We start from the raw sequence: 25086 nt of genomic DNA on the forward strand, positions 1-25086 counted from the left end.
GAGAGGATCGCCACGATGCCGAAGGCGGTCCACCCCCCGAAGAGGACCGCTGCGACCAGGCCGAGCGCGGTGACCGCGAACGACCAGCCGAAGGTCTTCAGAACCACCGGTCAGCTCACCGTGCCTTCGGGAAGGAGGGCGATGCCGTCGTCGTCGGCGTGCAGGATGTCGCCGGGGCGGAAGGTGACGCCGCCGAAGGTGACGGGTACGTCGACGGTTCCGGAGGCGTCCTTGGCGCTCTTGCGCGGGATGGTGCCGAGGGCCTTGATGCCGAGGCGCAGACCGGCGAGGGCGACGCTGTCGCGGACGGCGCCGTGCAGGACGAGGCCGGCCCAGCCGTTGTCCTGGGCGGCGCCGGCGATGAGGTCGCCGACCAGGGCGGTGCGCAGGGAGCCGCCGCCGGCGACGACGAGGACGGCCCCGTCGCCGGGGGTGCGCAGCAGGTCGCGCAGCAGGCCGTTGTCCTCGTGGCAGGAGACGGTGCGGACGGGGCCGGCGAAGCTCCGGTGGGCGCCGAACTGACGGAACTGCAGGTCGCAGACGCGCAGTTCGGCGCCGTACCGGTCGACGAGGTCGGCGGTGGGAATGGGGGTGATGACTGTCATGGGGACTCCTTCGCTGGGGTGACTGCCGCGCTCGCGGCTCATCCGGCCGTCAGGGGGAAGAGGGTGCGAGCGCGGCAGCCTGTTCGGGGGTGAGGGGACGGGTGGGGAGTCCCCGAAGGAGGAGGTGCACCTTGGCGGTTTCCTCCAGTTCCTCGATCGCGTCGGCGGCCTGTTCCAGGGACGCGCCGGCGACGACGGGTCCGTGGTTGGCGAGCAGGACGGCGTGATGGGCGCGGGCCGTCTCCTCGGCGAGCGGTTCCAGGCCGCTGTCGCCGGGGGCGTGGTAGGGCAGCAGGGGAAGGGTGCCGACGCGCATGGCGTAATAGGCGGTGAGCGGGGGCAGCGCGTTGGCGGGGTCCACGCCGTCCAGGCAGGAGACGGCGGCGGCGTGGGTGGAGTGCAGGTGCACGACCGCGTGGGCGCCCGGCCGGGCCCGGTAGAAGGCGGCGTGCAGGAAGGCCTCCTTCGTCGGACGGGGACCCTCCAGGTGCTTGCCGTGCAGGTCGGTGCGGGAGAGATCGGCTTCCTCGACGGTGCCGAGGCTGGACCCGGTGGGCGTGAGCAGCAGGCTGCCGTCGGCCAGGCGGACGGACAGGTTGCCGGTGGAACCGTGAGTCAGGCCGCGCGTGAACAGGGAGCGGGCGGTACGGACGATGAGCGCGCGGGCGGCCGACTCGTCGGCGTAGGGCGTCACTTGGCCTCCGTGAGAGCACGGGTGAACAGGTCGGGGGCGCCGAAGTTGCCGGACTTCAGCATGAGGGCGAGGTCGCCGTGCTCGGTGGTGGCGTACGTCCACGGGACGCCGGGGTCGGCTTCCTCGCCGACGAGGACGGCACGGATTCCGAGGGAGGTGGTGACGGCGCCGGAGGTCTCCCCGCCCGCGACGAGCAGGCGTCGTACGCCGCGCCCGACGAGGTGGGAGGCGAGCGTGCCGAGGAGTTCCTCGACCTGCGCGGCGGCTTCAGCGACCCCCAACTGTGCCTGTACGGCGGCCAGTTCCTCCGGTGAGGCGGAGGCGTAGACCAGCACGGGGAGGGCGGGGTCCTGCGCGTCGTACCAGGCCAGCGCGTCGCCGGCGACGTCGCGGCCGGTGGCGGCGGCGAGGACGTCGAGGTGGAGGGAGGGGAGGCCTGCGGCGTAGAACTGGGCGATCTGTTCCAGGGTGCGGGCCGAGCAACTGCCGGCCAGGACGGCGGCTCGGCCTGCGACGGGCCAGGGTTCGGTGGTGGCCGGGCCGGCGGCGGGGTAGGCCCGTCCGATGCCCTCGGCCAGTCCGGCGGCGCCGGCGACGACCGGCAGTTCGAGGGCGGCGGCCCCCAGCACGGCGAGGTCCTCGTCCGTGAGGGCGTCGGCGATGAGGTGCCGGACGCCGGCCTGCTGGTGGGCCACGACGGCGTCCCGGACGGCTTCGACCCCGCGGCGGACGGTGGTCCAGTCGATCAGTGCCACCTGGTGGCGGGTCTGCGCGGACAGCAGGCGCACCAGCGCGGAGTCCGTCATGGGGTTGAGGGGGTGGTGGCGCAGCGGTGAGTCGGACAGCAGCTGGTCGTGGACGAACAGGTGGCCCTGGTAGACCGTGCGGCCGTTGGGCGGGGAGGCCGGGCAGTGCAGGGCGACGTCGGCGCCGGCGGCGTCCATGAGGGCGTCGGTGACCGGGCCGATGTTGCCCCGCGGGGTGGAGTCGAAGGTGGAGCAGTACTTGAAATAGACCTGGGCCGCTCCCTTGGACCACAGCCAGCGCTGGGCGGTCAGGGAATCGGCGACCGCCTCGTCGACGGGCGTCGAACGCGACTTGAGGGCGACCACGGCGGCGTCGCAGTCCGCCGGGAGCACGGTGGTGTCGTCCGGAGTGCCGAAGACCAGGGCGGTGCGCAGGCCCGCACGCCGGAAGGCCGCGGCGACGTCGGTGCCGCCGGTGAAGTCGTCGGCTGTGCAGCCGATGCGCAGGGTCATGGTCGGGCGTCTCTCCTCGGGCGTGCGGGTGGTACGGGAGCCGGACCGGGGCGGGCGGCGGAGTCACCCGCCCCGGAGCGGACGGGTCAGTTCTGGCCGGCGCCGATGGCCTTGATGACGGCGGCGGTGAACTCGGTGGTGGAGGCGGAGCCTCCGAGGTCGCGGGTGGAGGTGCCGGCGGCGATCGCGTCCGCCACGCCCTTCTCGATGATCTTCGCGACGGTGGCGAGCCTGTCGTCGCCGTGCTTGGCGGCGAGCCACTCGAAGAGCATGGCGCCGGAGAGGATCATGGCGACCGGGTTGGCGATGTTCTCCCCGGCGATGTCGGGGGCGGAGCCGTGGGACGCCTGGGCCATGGCCGTGGTGGCGGAGGAGTTGATGGAGGGCGCGGTGCCGAGTGAGCCGGAGATCTCGCCGGCCAGGTCGGAGAGGATGTCGCCGAACATGTTCTCGGTGACGATGACGTCGAAGTCCTGGGCGCGACGCACCAGGTGGACGGTCATGGCGTCGATGTGGAAGTCGTCCACCGCCACGTCCGGGTAGTCCTTCGCCACTTCCTGGCACACGGTGCGGAACAGGCCCGTGGTGAGCTTCAGGACGTTGGCCTTGTGGACGATGGTGAGCTTCTTGCGGCGTGAGCGGGCCAGGTCGAAGGCGACGCGGGCGACGCGCTCGGTGGCCTCCCGGGTGATGATGCCCAGCATGATCGCCGTGTCGGCGGTGGGCATGAACTCACCGGTGCCCGCGAAGGTGTTGCGGTCGGCGTAGAAGCCCTCGGTGTTCTCGCGGACGATGACCAGGTCGGCGTTGTCGCAGACGGCCTTCGCGCCGGGGAAGGACTTGGCGGGGCGGATGTTGGCGAACAGCTGGAAGTGCTTGCGCAGGGTGCCCGAGGGGTTGAGGGCGGACTTGTGCGGCTCGGGGTAGGACACGGAGTCGTGCGGGCCGAGGTACCAGCCGTCGAGTCCGGCGAGGGCGTCCTTGGTCTCCTCGGGGACGGGGGTGCCGTGGGTCTCGATGGCGGAGGCGCCGAGCGGCAGGGTCACCCAGTCGACGGAGACGCCGGCGGCCTGCGCGGCGGCGGTGGCGATCTCGACGGAGGACGGGACGATCTCGGGGCCGATGCCGTCGCCCTCGAGGACTCCGAGGCGGTAGGTCTTGCTGCTCATGGTGCGGGTTCCTCTCGATGAAAACAGGGGGTTGGGGTCAGGACGGGACGGCCGCCGCGTCGGCGAGCGCGGTCCAGGAGCGGGCGGCGGCCTTGGTGCTGTCGCCGTCCTGGGAGTGCTCCAGGGTCAGCCAGCCGGTGAAGCCGCCGGTGCGGAGCGCGGTGAGCAGGGCGGGGAGCCGGGGGTCACCGACGGTCAGGGGGCCTCGGGTCGAGGCGGCGGCGAGCTGGAGGCAGCCGGTGACACGGGCGTGGTCGGTGACGGCCCGTACCGAGTCGACGACCTCGGCGGCGAGGTGGTGGGTGTCCAGCACCAGTCCGGCCGGAGCGTCGAGCGAGTCGAGGAAGGCGAGTGCCTCGGCCGGGGTGTGCCACAGCGAGGTGTTGGCCCGTGACTGCGGTTCCAGCAGCAGGCGGCTCCCGCACGTGGCGGCCTCCTCGGCCAGGCGCTCCACGGCGCGTTCGGCCCATGCCTGCTGCATGTCCTCCAGACCTGGCAGGAAGGTGCCGCGGGTCTGTCCGAGGGACACCGGCACGCCCAGCTCGCCGGCGAGGCGGGCGGCTCCCAGCAGCCGGGACAGGGCGTGTCGGCGGACATCGGGAGACGGGTCGGTCAGGGTCAGCCGGTCCTGTGCGGCGACCGGTCCGGTGCCGATGCCAAGGACCTTGAGACCGGCGGCCTCGACGGTCCGCGTCAGGGTTTCGGCGTCCTGGGCGCCGACCTCGCGGACCTGTACCTCCACCCCGTCGTAGCCGAGTTCGGCCAGGTCACGGACGGCCTCGGCGAGTGGCGCCGTGTGGCCGAGCGGCATGGGGGAGACGCAGTCGTCTCCGGAGACGGTGTAGGCCACAGGCCAGGGCAGTCCCGCGCTCATGACGCGATCACCGGTGTCCCGGCCGGTGCGAGCAGGCCGCGCAGCTCACGGGCGGCGGCACCGGCGCCGTCCAGCACCGGCACACCCAGCAGGGCCGCCAGGGCGTCGCGGGCCGGCGTGAGCGAGTACTGCGCCAGGAGCACCGCGTCGGCGTCGGTGCCACCGGCCGTGCGGAGGGCGTCGGCCAGGAGCCGGGCGGCCTCCTCGGGGCCGGCTCCGGCGGCCCTCTCGCTCAGGGCGGTCACGATGTCGACCGGCTGGTCCGGGCGGACGGCCGGGACGAGCGCTTCGAGCTGGGCGACGGCCGCCGGCACGGCCGGCGGAGTGGAGGCGACGACGGCGATCCGCCGGTACGGGCCGGCCAGGGCGGTCTTGAACATCGACTCGTCCGACTTCAGCACCGGCACGTCCCACAGCACGCGGGCGGTGTCCACCACCTCTCCGTAGGAGGAGCAGGTCAGAAGCAGGCCGTGGGCGCCGCCGTCCATGACGTGGGCGATCAGCCGGAGCATGCGCCTGCGCAGTGCGTCGGTGAGTTCACCGGCCTCGCGGGCGTCGTCCAGCAGGCGGTCGTCCAGGACGTTCCAGACCGTGGCCTGCGGAAACTCCTGGGCGAACGCGTCCTGGGCGATGCGGTGGGCGGTCGGCACGGCGTGGATCATGGCGACCAGGGGAGGGGATTCGATCACCGGGTTCTTACCTCTTCCGGTAGGCGGGGACCGGCAAGGGTCCCGACCGGGGGCCTGCCTTCGGCCGGCGCGGGAAATGCTTCCTGACGGCGGAGGACACGGGCCCGAGATGGGGGACGGCAGCGTGGTGTCGCGGTGCCGCCCGCCACTGTAGGCGCAACCGGTAAACCGGTCAACCGGTTGTTCCGATGGGTGGGCTGCGGCCTGCCGGAAGTGGTCCGGCAGGCCGCCGTGGCCGCTACCCCTCCCGCTGTTCGAGCGCCTCCATCAGGCGCCGGGAGGCACCGTCCATGTGCCGGGCCATCGCCGCTCGGGCGGCCTCCGCGTCGCCGTCCGCGACCGCTTCGAAGATCGGTACGTGGTCGTCGTAGGCCACCTCGCGGGAGCGGACCGCCCCCGTGCGCTCCACCCAGCCGCGCTGGATCATCGCCCGCATGCCCTTGAGCATGTCCCGCAGCACGGTGTTGCCGGCCAGTTCGCCCAGCGCGGCGTGGAAGGCGGTGTCCGCCTCGGGGAACTCCTCGTCCGGGCACTCCCGCATCGCCGTCAGGCGGGTCCGCAGCAGTTCGACGCCCGCCTCGTCGCGGGCCTGCGCGGCCAGTCCCGCGACGATCACCTCGAGCTCGGCGCGGGCCTGCACCATGTCCCGGGCGCCCCGCTCGCCGAGTACCAGCCCCAGCTCGAAGAGCCGGTAGAGCACGTCGGAGTCGGCGCCGCGGAAGTACGTGCCGCTGGACTGCCGGATCTCCAGCAGGCCGAGGAAGCCGAGCGACTTGATCGCCTCGCGGACGGTGGGCCGGTTCACCCCGAGCATCTCGGTCAGCTGCCGTTCCGAGGGGATGCGGTCGCCGGGCTGGACCTCGCCGGACATCAGGTAGTCGATCAGGCGGCGGGAGACCTCTGCGGCCAGCGGCTCGCGCGGCTCGACCGTGATCCTGGCGAGTTCGGCCATCGAATTCCTCACTTCGGTATTGACGCGATGGCCGGATTCTAGTTACCTACCGGCAATCCGGTAAACCGGTTGTCCGGAAGTCGACGGGTGCGAGTCAATCGCCTTTTCCATGTCGGCCACCCCGGATGTCCCAGCCATGCCAGGCGCACCCCTGACCTCCCCACCGGGCCTTCGCCCGTCACGACCGTGCGCCCGCCGAGCCGCCGTACAGGAGCCGCACGTACCATGACCGACCCGACGCACGAGCCGAGTACGGCCCTGTGTGCGCTGCCGGTCGCCACCCGAACCGACACGCGCTGACCTCACGCGCCGTTCCGCGCCGCCGCCCGACCGGCGGCCCTCAGTCCTGCCCCAAGGAGCAACGATGCTCGCCGTCCTCGGCTTCGCCACCCTGGGCAGCTTCATGCTGCTCGTGATGCGGAAGTACCTCTCCGCGTTCACCGCCATCATGCTCACCCCCATCGTCGCCGCCGTCATCGCGGGCAAGGGGAGCAAACTCGGCGACATGATCATGAACGGTCTGGACACGGTCGCGCCGACCGCCGCCCTCCTGCTGTTCGCCGTCCTCTACTTCGGCCTGATGATGGAGTGCAAGCTCTTCGAGCCGATCGTCCAGGCCATCGTCCGCGCATCCAAGGGCGACCCGGTCCGCATCGTGGTCGGCACCGCCGTCCTCGCCCTCCTGGTCGCACTCGACGGCGACGGCACCACCAGCTACATGATCGTCTGCTCGGCGTTCCTGCCCATCTACCGGCGCCTGGGCATCAACCCCCTCATCCTCGCCACACTGGCGGCCATGGCACTGGGCACCATCTCCGGCACCACCCCCTGGGGCGGAGCGGCCACCCGCGGCATCAGCGTCCTGCACCTGAGCGCCACCGAGTACTTCGTCCACATGATCGGCCCCATGGCCCTCACCAGCCTGGCCATCGTCGCCGTCGCCTACTGGCTCGGCCTGCGCGAACGCCACAAGCTCGACCCCGAGAAGCTCGCCGCCTACAAGCTGGAGATCGCCTCCGGCGAGGCGTTCGAGCCGGTCAAGGCCGACTGGCGGATGTGGTTCAACGCCGCCCTCACCCTGCTGCTGATGGTCCTGCTCATCGCCGAGGTCGCCGACCTCCTGGTGCTCTTCATGGTCGCCTTCGTCATAGCCCTGCTGGTCAACATCCGCTCCATCGGCGACCAGCAGGACCTCATCAAGCGCCAGGCCGCCAACGCCGTGCCCGTGATGATCCTCGTCCTGGCCGCCGGCGTCTTCACCGGCATCATGACCGACTCCGGCATGATCAAGGCCATGGCCGATGCCGCCCTCTCGATCGTTCCGGAGGGCTGGGGCAACGTCATCCCGCTGTTCACCGCGGTCCTCGCCCTGCCGCTCGGCTTCTTCATGTCCAACGACGGCTACTGGTTCGGGGTCGTGCCCGTCCTCGCGGAGTCCGCCGCGCACTACGGCATCCCGGCCAACGAGATCGCCCGTGCCGGCGCCATCGGCCAGATCCTTCACATGATGGGCCCCACCAGCGCGCCCCTGTGGGTCCTTCTCGGGCTGGTCAAGGCGGAACTCGGCGACTTCCAGAAGCACGCCTTGCGCTGGGGCGTCCTCGTCTCCCTCGCCTACATCGCCTTCGCCGTCGTCACCGGAGCCATCAGCGTCACCTGAGCCGACGGGACATCCCCGTTCTGGACAACTCCGCCACCCGCGCCCGTTTGTGTACCCGCGACACCGGCGGCGCCCCTCGGCACCGCCGGTGTCGTCGCCAAGATCTGCCGCACCGTCGAGCACACCGGAGAGACCGCTGATGATCGTTTCCACCGACCCGGCCACGGGCAATGAACTGGCCCGTTATTCTCCGCAGTCACCGCAGGAGGTCGACGGCATCCTCGACGCGGCGGCCTCGGCCCAGGCCGCCTGGCGACGGCGTGACATCACCGACCGGGTGCCCCTGCTGCGGGAGACGGCCCGCGTCCTGCGCGAGGGCCGGGACACCTACGCGGCGCTGATCACCGCCGAGATGGGCAAGCCGATCACCGAGGCGTGCGCGGAGATCGAGAAGTGCGCCATGACCTGCGAGTACTACGCCGAACACGCCCCGGCACAGCTCGCGGACCGGCCTGTCGCCTCCGACGCCGCCGAGAGCGCCGTCGTCTACGACCCCCTGGGCGTGGTCCTCGCCGTCATGCCGTGGAACTACCCCTTCTGGCAGTTCTTCCGCTTCGCCGCCCCCGCCCTGGCCGCCGGCAACGGCGCCCTGCTCAAGCACGCGAACAACGTGCCGCAGTGTGCCTTGGCCGTCGAAGAGGTCGTCCGCAAGGCCGGCGCCCCCGAGGACCTGTGCCGCACCCTGCTGATCGAGGTCGACCAGGTCGCCGGGCTCATCGCGGACCCGCGCGTCGCGGCCGTCACCCTCACCGGCTCCACCGAGGTCGGCGCGATCGTCGCCGCCCAGGCCGCGGCCGTCCTGAAGAAGCAGGTCCTCGAACTCGGCGGCTCCGACCCGTTCGTCGTCCTCGCCGACGCCGACATCCCGGCTGCTGCCGCCACCGCCGTCAAGGCCCGCTACGTCAACGCCGGCCAGTCCTGCGTCAACGCCAAGCGGTTCATTGTCGAGGAGGCCGTGGCCGACGAGTTCGTGGCGGCGTTCACCGCCGCGGCGGCGGCCCTGAAGGTCGGCGACCCGACCGACCCGGACACCGCCATCGGCCCGATGGCCCGCGCGAACCTCCGCGACACCCTGCACGACCAAGTCCGGCGCACCGTCGGCGCCGTCCTCGTCCTCGGCGGTGAGGTCCCCGACGGTCCGGGCTGTTACTACCCGCCCACCGTCCTCGACCACGTCCGCCCTGGCATGGCCGCCTTCGACGAGGAGACCTTCGGCCCCGTCGCGGCCATCACCCGTGTCGCCGACGCCGACGAGGCGATCACCCTGGCCAACCGGACCGAGTACGGCCTCGGCGCCGCGCTGTGGACGAGCGACCTCGACCGTGCCCGCCGCCTGGCCCGCGTCCTGGACGCCGGCGCCGTCTTCGTCAACGGCATGGTCGCCTCCGACCCCCGCCTGCCCTTCGGAGGCATCAAGAAGTCCGGCTACGGCCGCGAGCTCGGCGCCGAGGGCATCCGTGAGTTCGTCAACACCAAAACCGTCTGGATCGGCCCGGCCGCCTGAACAGCCCACCTGGAGACCGCTGTGAACCACCCCACCGACCAGCCCTGCTTCGCCTCCTTCCCGCCCGCCGTGCTGCGCCCGGCCGAACTGACCGCCTTCAGCCGCGGGGGCGGCGCCCGCACCATCCCCCTGGTCACCAAGGCGACCGGCGCCGAGGTCTTCCTCACCGGCCAGACCCTCTTCGACGGCGGCGCGGGCATCGCCCTGCACACCCACAACTGCCCGGAGAGCGTGACCATCCTCGAAGGCGACGCCATCGTGGAGATCGACGGCACCGAACACCACGTCACCCGATTCGACACCACCTACGTCCCCGCCAACACCCCCCATCGCTTCCGCAACGCCTCCGCCACCGAGCCGATGCGCATCCTGTGGATCTACGCCTCCGTCGACGCCACCCGCACCCTCGTCGAGACCGGCGTCACCGCACGGGTCGACGCCGAACACGCCAAGGCCGCCGCCCAGAACCGCGACTGACCTCAGGAAGAAGCACCACCGTGATCATCGAGATCGCTCGGATCGAGATCCACCCGGGCCAGGAGCAGGAGTTCGAGGAAGCCGTCACCCAGGCTCTGCCCCTCTTCCTCGCCGCCGACGGCTGCGACGGAGTCGACCTGCACCGCAGCGTCGAACATCCCTCCCGTTACCGGCTGATGGTCCGCTGGGAGACGGTCGAGCACCACACCGTCACCTTCCGCGCCTCCGAGGGCTTCGCCCAATGGCGGGCCCTGGCGGGACCGTACTTCGCAGCTCCGCCGCAGGTCGAACACGTACACTCCGTCCTCGCGCCATGACGCCGACGGCCGGGACCGTAAGAGTCCTGGCCGGCTCCGGCCCTCGCGAAGGAGTCGGACGGCCGCACGCGTCGTGCGGCACAGCCGAGGGACGGACTGCCCCCGGAGTCGAATGGTCGAGCGTCGGCAGACCAGGTCCACGGAACCGCTGAGCCGGGTCGTCAGGGGGTTCGGAAGCCTCGGAAGGTCACCTTCTTGCGTGTCGTGAAGCCGAGGCGCTCGTACAGCGCGATGGCGCCGGTGTTCGTGTCGGCCACATGCAGGAGGGGACGGTCGCCGCGCGCCAGGATGCGTGCGGCGAGCGCGCGCACCAAGCGGGCGGCGTGGCCTTGCCCCCGTGCCTCGGGAGCGGTGCAGACGGTGCTGATCTCCGTCCACCCTGGAGGCCGTAGGCGCTCCCCGGCCATCGCCACGAGGGCTCCGTCGACCCTGGCACCCAGGTAGGTGCCGAGTTCGTGGGTGCGTGACCAGAAGGGCCCGGGCTCGGTTCGCGAGACGAGATCGAGCATCTCGGGCACGTCGTCCTTGCCCAGTACGACCAAGCCGCTGCCGGGCTCGGTGCCGTGTCGGTCAGGGAGACGGCCGCCGGACCAGATCATCTGACGGCCCGCAAGGCTGTGACGCAGGAGCACTTCGACGACGCGGTCGCCGTCTTCCAGGACCCCGGCAGGAAAGCCTCCGCCCACTACGTGATCCGCTCGGTGGACGGTCACATCGGCCAGTGCGTCCGGGAGAAGGACATCGCTCTTCACGCCGGTGACACTGACCACGACAACCGAAGCATCGGCATCACACACGAGGGCTGGGTCAATGCCACCGACTGGTTCACGGACGACATGTACGCCTCGTCCGCAGCGCTTGTCGAGGCCGTGTGCCGGCGCTATGCGATTCCGCTGGACCGTGCCCACATCCTGGGTCACCACGAGCTGTCCAGCACCACCCACACCGACCCCGGAGCCAACTGGGACTGGGATCACTACCTCGAACTGGTGCGTAAGGTGAGAACCCGCAGATGAAGCCGGCAGCGAGGGGCGGCGTGCCCTCGGCGCCACCCCTCGGGCCGCGCACCACCGGCCGACTTCGGCCCGCCGTCGCCGCTGATCCGGTGTCAGTTCTTGGCGAGTGCTTCCTGGCGTACCCACTGGAGGAACGTGGGGTTGTCGACGGTGGTGACGACGCTGATGGTGGTGCGGACGTGGCGGTCGTCGGCGAGCAGGGCCAGCATGCTCGCGGCGAGGTCTGCGCGGGCGGTGAACCTGCCGTCGGCGTGGCCTTCGACGACGGTGTAGTCGGTGGGGCATGGCAGGTGGTAGAGCCCGCTCGGGCGGACGATCGTCCAGTCGAGGTCGGTGGCCTTGACCAAGGCTTCCATCCGTCGCATGTCGTCGTACAGGGTCCTGCCCAGCACGCGGGTGACGTACGGCAGGACCACGCGGTTGAACAGGACTCCGCCGTCGGAGTAGGGGTGCGGGTCGACTCCGCTGGAGCTGACCACGGCGAGCCGGCGCACCTTGTGCCGTCGCATGGCGGCGATGATGTGGGACGCTCCTTCCGAGTAGGTGCGGACGGGCTCCTTCCCGGCGGGTACGCCGAGCGTGGACAGGACAGCGTCCCGCCCCGCCACCGCGGCGTCGACGGCCGCCGGATCAAGCACATCGGCGCCGGCCACCTGGAGCCGGTCGTGGCGCAGGGGGAAGCCGTCCGGCTTGCGGGTGACGGCCGTGACGTGGTGTCCGGCGGTGAGTGCCTGGTCGGTGAGCAGGCGGCCGGTGGGGCCGTTGGCCCCGAAGATCGTGACGAGCATGGCGACTCTTCCTTACGTGTCCGGTGACATGTCTGCCGGTGAGTGGGTTCGGCGGGTCGGGCCGCGGCGTCGTCGCAGGCGGTCTCAGCCGGTGGCCCGCCGGGCCTGCCGCGTGTCGCGCAGGACCGTCCAGGCGTCCGCCACGGGACCGACGTGCCCGAGCTTGTCGGGGTTGCTGACCGCGCGGATGGTCTGGATCCGTCCGGTCAGGATGTCGAGGCTCCAGGTGTTGACGACGTTGCCGTGGCGGTCGCGGAAGATCGCGCCTGGCCGGCCGTTCACCTCGTGCGGCTCCACGACGCCGCCGGTCCGGAGGAAGGGCGGGAGGAGTGCGGCGAGCACGCGGGCCACCTGATCCTCGCCGAAGAAGCCCTCGGCCCACTGGGGCGCCTTGCCGCCGCTGTCGGCGACCAGCCGCACGTCGGCGGCGAGCAGCTCCCGCAGCCCGTCCACCTCGCCTTCCCGGACGGCATCGAAGAACCGTGCGGCGAGCTCCTCGCGCTCGCGCCGGTCCGCCTCGAAGCGGGGCCGGCCCTCGTGCATGTGACGGCGGGCCCGCACCACCAGCTGGCGGCATGCCGCCTGCGACCGGCCGACGGCCGTGGCGATCTCCGGGTAGTCGAACGCGAACACCTCGCGCAGCACGAACACCGCCCGTTCGAGCGGGGTGAGCCGTTCGAGCAGGAGCAGCGCGGCCATCGACACCGAGTCGGCGAGCTCCGCCGAGCGCTCCGGATCCTGATACGGATCGGACAGCAGCGGCTCGGGGAACCAGGGCCCGACATACTCCTCGCGCCGGACACGGGCCGAGTTGAGCACGTTGATGGAGACGCGGGTGACCACGGCGGACAGGAACGACTTCACCGACGCGGGCGAGGTCGTGGACGCCTCGTAGCGCAGCCAGCTCTCCTGGAGGGCGTCCTCGGCCTCGGCCACGCTGCCCAGGATCCGGTAGGCGATCGAGAACAGCAGGGGCCGCAGCTCCTCGAACTCCTCGGCCTTCGCCGTCTGCCCGGTCACGCCGGCTCCTCCTCGAAGCCCTCGTGCCACACGAACACGCGCATGCCCCTCACCTTCCTGCCCTCGTCGTCCGCCTTCACCTCCTGGGACAGGACGACCGGTCGATCTGTGACATCGGAGCCGTCACCGCCCTGCGATCAGCAGGCGGTAGCCGCAGTCGGGGTGTCGAACCGGCGACCTCGCTTCATCGCCTGTACGCGGTCGCCGGCTTCCAGCAGGACGATGTCACCCGGTACGAGGGCGCGGGCGGAACGGTCAGCACCAGGCCGTCGCGGCGCACCCGGGCGACGAGGACGAGCATGCGGCGCAGCGCTTCCAGGCTGCGCTCGGCACGGCGTTCCTGCGCATGGCCGATGGTGGCGTTGACGAACCGGCAGGGCGATCACCCGGCCAGGGCCCGACTGGGCCGGGACCCGGGCCGCACGGCCCTGACCCGGCCCGCCCGCAGGCCAGGAGACCGTGCTCCTCGAACCGGTGAGCCGGATGCCGGGACCGTCGGATCCCGGGCGAGGACCAGCGGCCCCTGCTGCCACCGCCCCGCGGAACGAACACTTGAAGCGGCCTGAAGGAGGCTCACCATGACCCGCACCATCACCGTCGGACTGGACGGCTCGACCACGAGTGTGGCTGCCGCGGACTGGGCCGCGCGCGAGGCACAGCTCAGGGACCTGCCCCTGCGGCTCGTGACCGCATGGGAGTGGCAACCCCCCGCCTACGCGGCGACGACCGGACCCGGCGTACCGGTGCCGCCGAGTGACCTCCAGCACGCATGGGCACAACGCCTGCTGGACGAGACGCGGACCCGCGTCGCCGAACGCCGCCGAGGGCTGCGGATCGACAGGGAAGAGGTCTCCGGGCTGCCCGTCCCGGCCCTGCTGAAGGCCGCCGAAGCCGCCGAGCTGCTGGTGCTGGGATCCCGCGGACTGAGCAGGACGGCGGGATTCCTGCTCGGTTCCGTCTCCCTCTCCGTTCTGGCCTCGTGCCGGCGGCCCGTCGTCCTCGTCCGGGCGGCAGGACACGGCGAGGAGGAGGCCCAGCCGGAGCCCTCGGCACGCGGGCTCTCCGCCGCCACCGACCACCGCGACGTCGTTCTCGGTCTCGACCTGCACAAGCCCGATGACGCGGTGATCGACTTCGCGTTCGACGCGGCTTCGCGGCGCGCCGCACGCCTGCGGATCGTCCACGGTTGGGCGCTGCCGCCCTACTACTACGGCGGCGAACTCATGCCCGACCTGAACGACCGCACGGCCACGCAGGTGCGACGCGAACTGTCCGACGTTCTGCGACCGTGGCAGGAGAGGTACCCCGCCGTGGAGGTCAGCACGCAGGCCACGGTCGGTGGTGCCGGTCGCCACCTGATCGACGCCTCCCGCGACGCCGCTCTCGTGGTCGTGGGCCGGCGGATCCGTCGGGCGGCGGTCGGCGCGCACATCGGGCCGGTGACCCAGGCACTGCTGCACCATGCCGCCGCTCAGGTGGCGGTGATCGCGCACGACTGACCGGAAGAAGCGCACAGGACAACGGACGTTCTGGCCGGGGCGGTGTGGGCGGACTGGCTGTTCACGCCGGGTCTGCGCGCCAACTCGCGGCGCGCCCCCGCGCAAGGCGTCCAGGCCGTACAGCCCGCGCGGAGGGACGCTTGAGACGGGCAGAGAACGTCCGGCCCCGAGGTGAGGACTGAGGACCATCTTGCTGCCCGTCGTCCGCACGTTCCCCGACCCGTAGGATCCTGCACCTCTCGCCACCGTCAGGTGGGGGGCCGGGGCGACGGCCGGCCCCTGTTCAGCCGTGGTAGGCGGCCCGCATGAGTTCCTGCATGTCGTCCAGCATCGGCATCCGCGGGTTGGCGGGTGCGCACTGGTCCTCGTAGGCGTTGAGGGCCTGCTGGGGCAGGGCGTCGAGGAAGGTCCGCTCGTCGACGCCGAGGGCCTGGAACGAGGGCTCGATGCCCACGGCGCCGCGCAGCCGTTCGACGGCGGCGGCGAGGGACTCCACGCCCTCCTGAGGGGTGGCGGCGGGGAGGCCCAGAGTGCGGGCGATGTCCTGGAAGCGTTCGGGGGCCCGGTAGTTCTCGTACTTGGGCCAGCCCGTGAGCTTCGTGGGCACGGTGCCGTTGTAGCGGATGACGTGCGGGAGCAGGACGGCGTTGGTGCGGCCATGCGCGAGGTGGAAGGTGGCGCCGAGGGTGTGCGACATGGCGTGGACGATGCCGAGGAAGGCGTTGCCGAAGGCCATGCCCGCGATGGTGCCGGCGTTGTGCATCTTCTCCCGGGCCCCCGCCGAGCCGTCGCGGTCGTTCACCGCCGCCTCGATGTTGCCGAAGATCAGCCGGATCGCGTGCAGGGCGAGGCCGTCGGTGAAGTCGTTGGCGTAGACGGACACGTACGCCTCGACGGCGTGGGTGAGGGCGTCGAAGCCGCTGTCGGCGGCCAGTGCCGGGGGCAGGGCGGTGGTGAGGAGCGGGTCGACGATGGCCACGCTGGGGGTGAGCGCGTAGTCGGCCAGCGGGTACTTCTTGCCGGTGGCGGGGTCGGAGATGACGGCGAAGGGGGTGACCTCGGCGCCGGTTCCTGACGTGGTGGGCACGCACACCAGGCGGGCCAGTGCGCCCAGGGCCGGGAAGCGGAAGGCGCGCTTGCGGATGTCGGAGAACTTCTGCCGCATGTCGGCGAAGTCGATGCCGGGCTGCTCGTACAGCAGCCACATCACCTTGGCCGCGTCCATGGGGGAACCGCCGCCCAGCGCGATGATCGTGTCGGGACGGAATTCCCGCATCAGATCGGCACCGCGCTGCACGGAGTCGATGCTCGGCTCGGGTTGTACGTTGTCGATGACCTGGAGGGTGACCGGCTCCCGCCGCCGCTGGAGGACACGCGAGACACGGTCGACGAAGCCGAGGCGGGTCATGGTCGTGTCCGTCACGATGGTGACGCGGTGCACGTCCGGCATCGACGTGAGGTAGCGGATGGCCTGGGGCTCGAAGTAGATCTTCGGTGGCACCTTGAACCACTGCAGGTTGTTGCGCCGCTTGGATACGCGCTTGACGTTGAGCAGTTGGGCGGCGGAGACGTTGTTGGACACCGATGTGCTCCCCCACGAGCCGCAGCCCAGCGTCAGTGACGGCAGCAGGTTGTTGTAGATGCCGCCGATCGCCCCTTGGGACGACGGGGCGTTGACGATGACGCGTACGGTCTTCATGCGGGTGCCGTACGCCTCGGCCAGGGCGCGGTCCTCGGTGTGGATGACGGCGCTGTGGCCCTGGCCGTGGAAGGCGACCATGTCGGCGGCCAGGCCGAAGCCCCGCTGTTCGTCCTCGGCCCGGAGCACGGCCAGCACGGGGCAGAGCTTCTCCCGGGTCAGCGGCTCGTCCGGGCCGACGCGTCCGGTCTCGACGAGGATGAGCGAGGTGTCGGCCGGCACGGAGAATCCGGCCCGCTCGGCGATCCAGGCGGGGCTCTGTCCGACGGCGGCGGCGTTGACCTTGGGTTCGCAGCCGGCGCCCGATCCTCCGGTGGCGGGGAACAGGAAGGACTCCAGCTTCGCCTTCTCCTCGGCGGTCGCCAGGTGGGCGTGGAGGGCGCGGAACTCGGCGAGCGCCGCGTCGTAGATGTCGGCGTCCAGGATGACGGCCTGCTCGGAGGCGCAGATCATGCCGTTGTCGAACGACTTCGACAGCACCAGGTCGTTGACGGCCCGGCGCAGCTGCGCGCTCTTGTGCACGTACGCGGGGACGTTGCCGGCGCCCACGCCGAGGGCGGGTTTGCCGGCCGAGTAGGCGGCCTTGACCATGGCGTTGCCGCCGGTGGCGAGGATCAGCGACACGCCCGGGTGCCGCATCAGCGTGTCGGTGGCCCCGACCGACGGTTGCTCGATCCACTGCACGCAGTGCTCCGGCGCGCCCGCGGCGACGGCGGCGTCACGCACGACGCGGGCGGCTTCGGCGCTGCAGCGCTGGGCGGAGGGGTGGAAGGCGAACACGACCGGGTTTCGGGTCTTCAGCGCCATCAGCGCCTTGAAGATCGTCGTGGAGGTCGGGTTGGTGACCGGTGTGATCGCGCACACGACGCCCACCGGTTCGGCGATCTCGACCATGTCCTCGATGTCGTCGCGGGCGACGACCCCGACGGTCTTCATGCGGCCCATGCTGTGCGTGACGTGCTCGCAGGCGAACATGTTCTTGGCCGCCTTGTCCTCGAACACCCCCCGTCCGGTCTCCTCGACCGCCAGGAGGGCCAGCGCGGTGTGCTGGTCCAGGGCGGCGACCGACGCCTTCTTCACGATGTGGTCGACCTGCTCCTGGGTGAGACCCTCGTAGTCGGCGAGTGCCTTGAGGCCGGCCGTGACCAGACGGTCCACGGCGACCGCGGTGTCGGAGGGGGCGTCGGCCTCGACGCGGTCTTCGGTCCGCACGTTCTGTCGGGTCATGGTGGTCCGCCTCCGTTGTCAGGGGCCGCCGTGGTGTACGGCGGCGCCGCTCTCTGCCTTCACTGTCCTCCGGGACCGCCTGCCGCAGAGGGCGCCGAAGGACCCCTCCCGCGTCCGGCCGGCCCGGCCCGGCAGGGACCGTCGGGCCCCGGCCGGCCGAGCCGCGGGACCGCTCGCCGCTCCGCTCACGGATTCCCGGTCCGGACGAGCCGGGTGGACGCCGCACAGTCGTCGGTGCGGAAGTCGAGCCGGTTCACCACGCCCACCACGCCTTCGAGGCGCCAGGCGGCGTGCTGGAGCTCCGCCACCTGACTGCGTCGTTCGACACGGCCGGCGAGGGTGACGACACCGTCGCGTACGGAGACGAGGACGGCGTCGGACGGCAGTTCCAGTGCGCCGACGACGATCTCCCCGGTCACCTGGCGGCGGATGTCGTCGTCCGCGCGCAGGAACACCCGGAGCAGGTCCCGGCGGGTGGCGATGCCGATGAGCCGGTCCTCCTCGTCGACCACGGGCAGCCGTTCGATGCCGCGGCGTTCCATGAGCCGGGCCGCTTCCGGCACGGTCTGCTCGGGGTGCACGGTGATCGCGGGACTCGACATCACGTCACCCGCCGTCACGGCCGGAGGCGGAGCGGTGCCGTCCCGGTACGCCTGAGCGCGTACCAGATCGCTGCCGGACAGGACGCCGAGGACCTTGTCGTCGGCGTCGACCACCGGCAGGCCGCTGATCCGGTGGTGGTCGAGCAGGCGCACGACCTCCTTGAACGGTGTCGTCCGGCGGGCCTGCACGACGTCCCTGGTCATCACTTCACCGACGGTGTGAGCGGTCACGGCGGATTCTCCTTCACGAGCGCGACGGGGAGGGCCAAAGCCGGAGGCCGGCTCCCCGCCAGGTCGGGCAGACGCCGCGGGGCGCCTACTTCTGCGGACCGCCGCGCCACGGGGGTGGCGTGGCCGCCCGGCGGGTGGCGTCGCCTCGGTGGGCGACGCGTTCGGTACCGGCGCGCAGCCGGTCGTGGAGCCGGTCTGCGAGTTCGCGTGCGCTCGCCTCGCGGGCGCGGACGGTCACGAGGTGACTTCCGATCCGGATGTCGGCGCCGGCGGACCAGGGCAGTTCGACGTGGTGGGCCGAGGCTCGCAGGACGCGCACCTCGCCGCTCACGGGCGGCAGTCCGGGCCGGGCCAGGGCGGTGCCTACCTTCTCGCGGAGATAGGCGAGGGACTCCTCGTCCACCTCGCCGTCGGCACGCACCCGCACGGTGGCAGTGGTTCCACGGGTACCGATGTCCTTGGCGGTCATGTGTTCCACTCCCTGTGATCGTTCTGCGACACCTCAAGACTGCTGCGTGTCCCGTCCGCGCCCCAGAGGCGGTCGGCCCCGGTCTCAGGGGCTCCTCGGCCCCTGACCTCAGGGCCGAGGAGCCCCGGGCCTCACCTGCTGTCGCTCCCCTCGGCCCCCTCCAGCGCCGCCCGGCCCGCCTCCAGTCGCGCCACCGGCACCCGGAACGGCGAGCAGGAGACGTAGTCCAGTCCGGCGGCGTGGAAGAAGTGCACCGAGTCGGGGTCGCCGCCGTGCTCGCCGCACACGCCGATCTTGAGGTCCGGGCGGGTGGCGCGGCCCTCGGCGACGGCGATGCCCACCAGCCGGCCGACCCCGTCGCGGTCGAGCGTCTCGAACGGCGAGGTGGGGAAGACACCTTTGTCGAGGTAGGCGGAGAAGAATTCCGACTCGACGTCGTCGCGGGAGAAGCCCCACGTGGTCTGGGTCAGGTCGTTGGTGCCGAAGGAGAAGAACTCGGCCTCCTCGGCGATCCGGCCGGCCGTCAGCGCCGCCCTGGGCAGCTCGATCATCGTGCCGACGGGGCAGTCGACGGTGACGCCCGTCGCCTGCGAGACGTCGGCCAGCACCTCTCGCACCTCCTCGCGTACGAGGCGCAGCTCCCGCACGTCACCGACGAGCGGGACCATGATCTCCGCCTCGGGGGCGCCGTCGGCCAGGAGACGCTCGGCGACGGCCTCACCGATCGCCCGGACCTGCATGGCGACCAGGCCGGGGACGACCAGCCCCAGCCGCACACCGCGCAGCCCGAGCATCGGGTTCTCCTCGTGCATGCGGTTCACGGCACTGAGCAGTTCGACGTCGTGCGGGTCCGCCTGCTCGCCACGGGCCTCGGCGGCGGCGATCCGCACCGCCAGGTCGGTGTGGTCGGGCAGGAACTCGTGCAGCGGCGGGTCAAGGAGGCGGATGGTGACCGGCAGGCCGTCCATCGCCTCCAGGATGCCGGCGAAGTCCTGCCGCTGAAGGGGCAGGAGAGCCGCCAGGGCCCGCTCGCGCTCGGCGTCCGTGCCGGCCAGGATCATCTGCTCCACCAGCTTGCGGCGCTCGCCGAGGAACATGTGCTCCGTGCGGCACAGGCCGATGCCCTGTGCTCCGAACCGGCGGGCACGGGCGGCGTCCTCGGGGGTGTCGGCGTTGGCCCGCACCTCCAGGCGCCGGACGGTGTCCGCGCGGGACAGCGCCCGCGCCACCGCGCCGACCATGCCCCGCGCGCCTTCGTCGCCCGGGCCGTCCTCCAGGTACCGGATGACCGCCGAGTCCACCAGCGGTACCGCTCCCGCGTACACCGCTCCCGCGGAGCCGTCCACCGAGACGACGGTGCCCTCCTCGACGACGGTGCCGTCCGCGGTGGTGAAGCGGCGGGCATCGGTGTCCACGGTGAGTTCCTCGGCGCCGCACACGCAGACCTTGCCCATGCCGCGGGCCACGACGGCGGCGTGGCTGGTCTTGCCGCCCCGGCTGGTGAGGACCGCCTGGGCGGCGATCATGCCGGGCAGGTCGTCGGGGGTGGTCTCCTGCCGGACCAGGACGACCTTCTCGCCGGCAGCGGCACGCCGTACCGCCTCAGCCGAGTGGAAGACGGCCGCCCCCACCGCGGCGCCCGGGGACGCCGGAAGGCCGTGGGCGAGCGGATCGCCGTGTCCCGAGGTGTCGAAGCGAGGGAACATCAGCCGGGCCAGGCCCTCGCCGCTCACCCGGGCCAGCGCCTCGTCCGGGGTGATGAGCCCCTCGTCGGCCAGTTCGGCGGCGAGGACGAACGCGGCCTCGGCGGTGCGCTTGCCGACCCGCGTCTGGAGCATCCACAGGGTGCCGCGCTCGATCGTGAACTCGATGTCGCACAGGTCCCGGTAGTGCCGCTCCAGCGTCTCCATGTGCGCCCGCAGCCGGGCGTACGACCCCGGGTCCAGGCGCTCCAGCTCGCTCAGGGGCACGGTGTTGCGGATGCCGGCGACGACGTCCTCGCCCTGCGCGTCGGGCAGGTAGTCGCCGTACAGGCCGGGGCGTCCGGTGGCCGGATCGCGGGTGAAGGCGACGCCGCTGCCGGAGTCGGCCCCGAGGTTGCCGAAGACCATGCGCTGGACGTTGACGGCGGTGCCCAGGTCGTCGGCGATGTGCTCGCGCCGCCGGTACAGACGGGCGCGTTCGCCGTTCCAGGACTCGAACACGGCCAGGACCGCCCGGCGCAGCTGCTCGCCGGGGGACTGCGGGAAGTGCTCCCCGGTCTCCAGGCGGATCAGGCTCTTGTACGTCTCGACCAGCTCGGCCAGGTCGGACGCCGTCAGGTGCACGTCGTCCCGCACACCGCGCGACTCCTTCATCAGGACGAGGGACCGTTCGAAGGAGGAGGAGTCGACACCCATGACCGTGCTGCCGAACATCTGGACGAGGCGGCGGTAGGAGTCCCAGGCGAAGCGTTCACTGCCGGAGACCTTGGCCAGCCCGAGCACGGAGTCGTCGTTCAGACCGATGTCGAGGATCGTCTCCATCATGCCGGGCATGGAGAACTTCGCGCCGGAGCGGACGGACAGCAGCAGCGGGTCGTCCGGCTGCCCCAGCACCCGGCCGGCGGACGCCTCCAGGGCCACCAGGTGCGCGGAGACCTCCTCCCACAGGCCGGCGGGCTCGCTGCCCGTGACCAGGAAGGCGCGGCACGCCCCGGTCGTGAGGGTGAAGCCCGGCGGCACGGGGAGTCCGAGCCGGGTCATCTCGGCCAGATTCGAGCCCTTGCCGCCGAGGAGGCCGGCCATGTCACGGCCGCCCTCGGTGAAGTCGTACACGTAACGGACCATGAGCCGCGCTCCTCAGCTATGGGGGCGTGATGGTTCCAGCGTCGGACGGGCGCGTGCTCGACGCGAGGTGCCGGCCGTCCTGCCCAGGGGGCCGGTCGGCCCCGGTTCACACCCGTCCGTCCCGGAAGGACCTTCGGGAGCTTTGCCGGGGCTGCACGGCCCGTGGACCACCGGCTCGGCCGAGAGGTCGGTGCCCACAGGGGTTCGGTCACCCGCGCGTCCTCCACCACGTCGGATGCCCCGTCGCCGTCGTCCCGCACGACTGAGGCGGCGCGGCACATCGGCCGGCCGCCGGTCCGCCGGGGCGGGACGACCGGCGTCGGCGCGTTTCGAGACAGGGGACCGAAGGTCCCGGCCGGCCAGGGGCGGAGGGGACCCGCCCGGTGCCCTGTCCGGCACTCCTCGCCGCGGGCCCGCACGACGAGCATCGACAGTGACAAGGCCGTCCGACGAGAGGACCCGAGATGACCGCGACGGTGACAGCCGGCCCCCGGACCGCCGACGCCTGGCGGCAGTTCGCCGGCAGCGGATGGCGTGAGCGCATCGACGTGCGCGACTTCATCCAGGCCAACTACACGCCGTACGAGGGCGGTTCCGCGTTCCTGACCGGTCCGACCGAGCGCACGCTCGCGGTCTGGGGCAAGGTCGCCGCCCTGTTCCCCGAGGAACGTCGCCGGGGCGTCCTCGACGTCGACCCGGGCACCCCGTCGACCATCACCTCGCACCGGCCGGGCTACATCGACCGCGACCGTGAGCTGATCGTCGGCCTGCAGACCGAGGCCCCGCTGCGGCGGGCCATCATGCCGAACGGCGGACTGCGGATGGTGGAGAACGGGCTCAAGGCGTACGGCTACAAGCCGGACCCCTTCGTCACGCGTGTCTTCGGGACCTACCGCAAGACCCACAACGACGGCGTCTTCGACGCCTACACGCCCGAGATGCGCGCCGCCCGCAAGGTCGGGATCATCACCGGCCTGCCGGACGCCTACGGCCGGGGCCGGATCATCGGTGACTACCGGCGGGTCGCGCTGTACGGCACGGACCGGCTGATCGAGGCCAAGCGGGACGAGCGGGCCCTGCTGGACGCGCGGCCCTCCACCGCGGACGTCATCCGTGACCGCGAGGAACTCGCCGAGCAGATCCGGGCGCTGGGCGAACTGACCGAGATGGCCGCCTCGTACGGCTGCGACGTCTCGCGTCCCGCCGCGACCGCGCACGAGGCGGTGCAGTGGCTCTACCTGGGCTTCCTGGCCGCCGTGAAGGAGCAGAACGGCGCCGCGATGTCGCTGGGCCGCACGTCCACCTTCCTGGACGTCTACCTCCAGCGGGACCTGGACGAAGGGCTCCTCGACGAGACGCGCGCCCAGGAACTGATCGACGACTTCGTGATCAAGCTGCGGATCGTACGGTTCCTGCGCACTCCCGAGTACGACGCCCTGTTCTCCGGCGATCCCACCTGGGTCACGGAGTCCATCGGCGGCATCGGCGCGGACGGCCGCCCGCTGGTCACCCGCACCTCCTTCCGCTTCCTGCAAACCCTCTACAACCTCGGCCCGGCCCCCGAGCCCAACCTGACCGTGCTGTGGTCGCCCCGGCTGCCCGGCGGCTTCAAGCGGTTCTGCGCACAGGTCTCCATCGACACCAGCGCCATCCAGTACGAGTCCGACGAGCTGATGCGCCCGCGCACCGGCGACGACACCGCGATCGCCTGCTGCGTCTCGGCGATGGCGGTCGGCAAGCAGATGCAGTTCTTCGGCGCCCGCGTCAACCTGGCCAAGGCACTGCTGTACGCGGTCAACGGCGGCCGCGACGAGATGACCGGCGAACAGGTCGCCCCCGAAATGCCGCCGCTGACCGGGGAATACCTGGACCACGAGGAGCTGTCGGCCGCGTACGACCGAGTCCTGGACTGGCTCGCCCGGACGTACGTGGACGCGCTCAACGTCATCCACTGCATGCACGACAAGTACGCGTACGAGCGCATCGAGATGGCCCTGCACGACTATCCGGTGCACCGGTTCATGGCGTGCGGCATCGCCGGCCTGTCCGTCGCCGTGGACAGCCTGTCCGCGGTCAAGCACGCACGGGTCAGGGTGTTCCGCGACGCCACCGGACTGGCCGTGGACTTCACGACCGAAGGCGACTTCCCGGCCTACGGCAACAACGACGACCGCGCCGACGCGCTCGCCGTCGACCTGGTGGAGTCGTTCATGGCGAAGGTGCGCAAGCACCCCACCTACCGCGACGCCGAGCACACCCAGTCCGTGCTGACCATCACCTCGAACGTGGTGTACGGCAAGCACACCGGCAACACCCCCGACGGCCGCCGCGCCGGACAGCCCTTCGCCCCCGGCGCCAACCCGATGAACGGCCGTGACCGGCACGGGGTCGCCGCCTCTGCCCTCTCGGTGGCCAAGCTCCCGTACGAGGCGGCCCGGGACGGCATCTCCCTGACCACCACGATCACCCCGGAGGGCCTCGGGCACGTCCCCGGGGAACGCGCCGGTCACCTGGCCGGCATCCTCGACGCCTACATGTCCTCGGGTGGCTTCCACATGAACGTCAACGTCCTGGACCGGGCGACCCTGGAGGACGCCATGGAGCACCCGGAGAAGTACCCGGAGCTGACGGTCCGGGTCTCCGGATACGCCGTCAACTTCGTCCGCCTCACCCGCGAGCAGCAGCTCGACGTGATCAGCCGCACCTTCCACGGATCGCTGTGAACACCACGGTCGAACCGGTGACGGGCCGGATCCACTCCTGGGACCTGTCCACGGGAGTGGACGGTCCCGGGACCCGGTTCGTGCTGTTCCTCAGCGGCTGTCCACTGCGCTGCCTGTACTGCGCCAACCCCGACACCTGGCACATGCGGGACGGCAAGCCGGCCACCGTCGACGAGGTGATGGCCGAGATCGAGAAGTACCGTGCGTTCGTCACCACGGCCGGCGGGGGAGTCACCCTCACCGGCGGCGAGGCCCTCCTCCAGCCGGCGTTCACGGCCGCGGTTCTTCGCCGCTGCAAGGAGCTCGGACTGCACACCGCGCTCGACACCTCCGGCTTCCTCGCCGCCCGCGCCACGGACGAACTCCTCGCCGACACCGACCTGGTTCTGCTGGACATCAAGTCCTTCGACGTCCGCACCTACCGGAAGCTGACCGGCGGCGACCTCGCTCCCACCCTCAATTTCGCCACCCGCCTCGACCGGCTGGGCAAGCGCGTGTGGATCAGGTACGTCCTGGTGCCCGGCTGGACCGACGACGAGGACGCCGTCGAGGGACTCGCCGGATTCCTCTCCGGCCTGGGCTGCGTCGAGCGGGTCGACATCCTGCCGTTCCACAAGCTCGGTGCCGCCAAGTACGACGCGCTGGGTATCCCGTTCCCCCTCCGGGACACCCCGGTCCCCGACACGGCACTCGTGGACCGGGTGCGGGCTCGGTTCCGTGGACGCGGCCTCGTGGCCCACTGAGGCGGGCGGGAACGGGGCCGACCGGCCCTGGACCTCGGCCG

General features: G+C 71.6%; 21 protein-coding genes and 1 pseudogene. 8 read left to right on the forward strand and 14 right to left on the reverse strand.

The annotated features are described in order from the left end of the window. Window positions 1-110: 110 nt before the first annotated feature. From rraA to ACZ470_RS33620, 7 genes are all read right to left on the reverse strand, one after another. The gene (gene rraA / locus ACZ470_RS33590; RefSeq protein WP_468433429.1) at window positions 111-605 is read right to left on the reverse strand and encodes a ribonuclease E activity regulator RraA; all 495 of its coding nucleotides are present in this window, start codon (window positions 603-605) and stop codon (window positions 111-113) included. 49 nt (window positions 606-654) lie between these two features. Beyond that, complete coding sequence (gene otnC, locus ACZ470_RS33595; RefSeq protein WP_468433431.1) at window positions 655-1299, reverse strand: 3-oxo-tetronate 4-phosphate decarboxylase; 645 nt, start codon at window positions 1297-1299, stop codon at window positions 655-657. Next, a complete protein-coding gene (otnK, locus tag ACZ470_RS33600; protein ID WP_468433433.1) occupies window positions 1296-2558 on the reverse strand; it encodes a 3-oxo-tetronate kinase in 1263 nt (420 codons plus the stop codon). Before otnK ends, otnC begins: the two co-directional genes overlap by 4 nt. 86 nt (window positions 2559-2644) lie before the next feature. Further along, window positions 2645-3727, reverse strand: a complete 1083-nt coding sequence (locus ACZ470_RS33605) for an isocitrate/isopropylmalate dehydrogenase family protein (protein WP_468433435.1) — start codon at window positions 3725-3727, stop codon at window positions 2645-2647. A 37-nt stretch (window positions 3728-3764) separates the two neighbouring features. Then, a complete protein-coding gene (locus tag ACZ470_RS33610) occupies window positions 3765-4601 on the reverse strand; it encodes a sugar phosphate isomerase/epimerase family protein (RefSeq protein WP_468433437.1) in 837 nt (278 codons plus the stop codon). After that, window positions 4598-5290 (reverse strand): aspartate/glutamate racemase family protein, encoded by a 693-nt coding sequence (locus tag ACZ470_RS33615; protein ID WP_468433439.1) that lies wholly within the window; start codon window positions 5288-5290, stop codon window positions 4598-4600. Before ACZ470_RS33615 ends, ACZ470_RS33610 begins: the two co-directional genes overlap by 4 nt. 238 nt (window positions 5291-5528) lie before the next feature. Continuing rightward, entirely contained in the window at window positions 5529-6242 is a 714-nt protein-coding gene (locus ACZ470_RS33620) for a FadR/GntR family transcriptional regulator (protein ID WP_468433441.1), read from the reverse strand. Window positions 6243-6606: 364 nt separating this feature from the next. On the opposite strand from ACZ470_RS33620, the gene ACZ470_RS33625 reads away from it, so the two are divergent. From ACZ470_RS33625 to ACZ470_RS33640, 4 genes are all read left to right on the forward strand, one after another. Continuing rightward, complete coding sequence (locus ACZ470_RS33625; protein WP_468433443.1) at window positions 6607-7902, forward strand: CitMHS family transporter; 1296 nt, start codon at window positions 6607-6609, stop codon at window positions 7900-7902. A gap of 139 nt (window positions 7903-8041) precedes the next feature. Then, the gene (locus ACZ470_RS33630) at window positions 8042-9406 is read left to right on the forward strand and encodes an NAD-dependent succinate-semialdehyde dehydrogenase (protein WP_468433445.1); all 1365 of its coding nucleotides are present in this window, start codon (window positions 8042-8044) and stop codon (window positions 9404-9406) included. A gap of 21 nt (window positions 9407-9427) precedes the next feature. Further along, window positions 9428-9883, forward strand: coding sequence for a cupin domain-containing protein (locus ACZ470_RS33635; protein ID WP_468433447.1), 456 nt, complete (start codon window positions 9428-9430; stop codon window positions 9881-9883). Between the two features lie 20 nt (window positions 9884-9903). Further along, a complete protein-coding gene (locus ACZ470_RS33640) occupies window positions 9904-10200 on the forward strand; it encodes an antibiotic biosynthesis monooxygenase family protein (protein ID WP_468433449.1) in 297 nt (98 codons plus the stop codon). A 161-nt stretch (window positions 10201-10361) separates the two neighbouring features. Here the strand turns inward: ACZ470_RS33640 and ACZ470_RS33645 are convergent. Continuing rightward, window positions 10362-10817 (reverse strand): annotated as a pseudogene (locus tag ACZ470_RS33645) (GNAT family N-acetyltransferase); the annotation flags it as partial. On the opposite strand from ACZ470_RS33645, the gene ACZ470_RS33650 reads away from it, so the two are divergent. Continuing rightward, entirely contained in the window at window positions 10818-11216 is a 399-nt protein-coding gene (locus ACZ470_RS33650; protein ID WP_468433451.1) for an N-acetylmuramoyl-L-alanine amidase, read from the forward strand. 92 nt (window positions 11217-11308) lie between these two features. On the opposite strand, the gene ACZ470_RS33655 is transcribed toward ACZ470_RS33650, so the two are convergent. Then, a complete protein-coding gene (locus ACZ470_RS33655; RefSeq protein WP_468433453.1) occupies window positions 11309-12004 on the reverse strand; it encodes an NAD(P)-dependent oxidoreductase in 696 nt (231 codons plus the stop codon). Between the two features lie 84 nt (window positions 12005-12088). After that, entirely contained in the window at window positions 12089-13024 is a 936-nt protein-coding gene (locus ACZ470_RS33660; protein WP_468433455.1) for an RNA polymerase sigma-70 factor, read from the reverse strand. 578 nt (window positions 13025-13602) lie between these two features. On the opposite strand from ACZ470_RS33660, the gene ACZ470_RS33665 reads away from it, so the two are divergent. Beyond that, on the forward strand, window positions 13603-14523 hold the full coding sequence (locus tag ACZ470_RS33665; RefSeq protein ID WP_468433457.1) for a universal stress protein: 921 nt from the start codon (window positions 13603-13605) through the stop codon (window positions 14521-14523). 283 nt (window positions 14524-14806) lie between these two features. Here ACZ470_RS33665 and adhE read toward each other — a convergent pair whose 3' ends face one another. From adhE to ppdK, 4 genes are all read right to left on the reverse strand, one after another. Continuing rightward, window positions 14807-17449, reverse strand: a complete 2643-nt coding sequence (gene adhE / locus ACZ470_RS33670; RefSeq protein WP_468433459.1) for a bifunctional acetaldehyde-CoA/alcohol dehydrogenase — start codon at window positions 17447-17449, stop codon at window positions 14807-14809. Between the two features lie 185 nt (window positions 17450-17634). Then, a complete protein-coding gene (locus tag ACZ470_RS33675) occupies window positions 17635-18282 on the reverse strand; it encodes a CBS domain-containing protein (RefSeq protein ID WP_468433461.1) in 648 nt (215 codons plus the stop codon). Window positions 18283-18367: 85 nt separating this feature from the next. Next, complete coding sequence (locus tag ACZ470_RS33680) at window positions 18368-18751, reverse strand: hypothetical protein (RefSeq protein WP_468433463.1); 384 nt, start codon at window positions 18749-18751, stop codon at window positions 18368-18370. Window positions 18752-18882: 131 nt separating this feature from the next. Further along, window positions 18883-21579, reverse strand: a complete 2697-nt coding sequence (gene ppdK, locus ACZ470_RS33685; protein ID WP_468433465.1) for a pyruvate, phosphate dikinase — start codon at window positions 21577-21579, stop codon at window positions 18883-18885. A gap of 464 nt (window positions 21580-22043) precedes the next feature. On the opposite strand from ppdK, the gene pflB reads away from it, so the two are divergent. Together pflB and pflA are read left to right on the forward strand one after the other, a co-directional pair. After that, a complete protein-coding gene (gene pflB / locus ACZ470_RS33690) occupies window positions 22044-24302 on the forward strand; it encodes a formate C-acetyltransferase (protein ID WP_468433467.1) in 2259 nt (752 codons plus the stop codon). Beyond that, window positions 24299-25045, forward strand: a complete 747-nt coding sequence (gene pflA, locus ACZ470_RS33695; RefSeq protein ID WP_468433469.1) for a pyruvate formate-lyase-activating protein — start codon at window positions 24299-24301, stop codon at window positions 25043-25045. Before pflB ends, pflA begins: the two co-directional genes overlap by 4 nt. Window positions 25046-25086: the final 41 nt, after the last annotated feature.

This window comes from Streptomyces sp. NPDC031111, assembly GCF_055570675.1.

Bases quoted from the DNA above. Each gene is read 5' to 3' on its own strand.
- rraA (WP_468433429.1), bottom strand. From the start codon at position 605: ATGACAGTCATCACCCCCATTCCCACCGCCGACCTCGTCGACCGGTAC.
- otnK (WP_468433433.1), bottom strand. From the start codon at position 2,558: ATGACCCTGCGCATCGGCTGCACAGCCGACGACTTCACCGGCGGCACC.
- ACZ470_RS33605 (WP_468433435.1), bottom strand. From the start codon at position 3,727: ATGAGCAGCAAGACCTACCGCCTCGGAGTCCTCGAGGGCGACGGCATC.
- ACZ470_RS33610 (WP_468433437.1), bottom strand. From the start codon at position 4,601: ATGAGCGCGGGACTGCCCTGGCCTGTGGCCTACACCGTCTCCGGAGAC.
- ACZ470_RS33620 (WP_468433441.1), bottom strand. From the start codon at position 6,242: ATGGCCGAACTCGCCAGGATCACGGTCGAGCCGCGCGAGCCGCTGGCC.
- ACZ470_RS33625 (WP_468433443.1), top strand. From the start codon at position 6,607: ATGCTCGCCGTCCTCGGCTTCGCCACCCTGGGCAGCTTCATGCTGCTC.
- ACZ470_RS33630 (WP_468433445.1), top strand. From the start codon at position 8,042: ATGATCGTTTCCACCGACCCGGCCACGGGCAATGAACTGGCCCGTTAT.
- ACZ470_RS33655 (WP_468433453.1), bottom strand. From the start codon at position 12,004: ATGCTCGTCACGATCTTCGGGGCCAACGGCCCCACCGGCCGCCTGCTC.
- ACZ470_RS33665 (WP_468433457.1), top strand. From the start codon at position 13,603: ATGACCCGCACCATCACCGTCGGACTGGACGGCTCGACCACGAGTGTG.
- adhE (WP_468433459.1), bottom strand. From the start codon at position 17,449: ATGACCCGACAGAACGTGCGGACCGAAGACCGCGTCGAGGCCGACGCC.
- ACZ470_RS33680 (WP_468433463.1), bottom strand. From the start codon at position 18,751: ATGACCGCCAAGGACATCGGTACCCGTGGAACCACTGCCACCGTGCGG.
- ppdK (WP_468433465.1), bottom strand. From the start codon at position 21,579: ATGGTCCGTTACGTGTACGACTTCACCGAGGGCGGCCGTGACATGGCC.
- pflB (WP_468433467.1), top strand. From the start codon at position 22,044: ATGACCGCGACGGTGACAGCCGGCCCCCGGACCGCCGACGCCTGGCGG.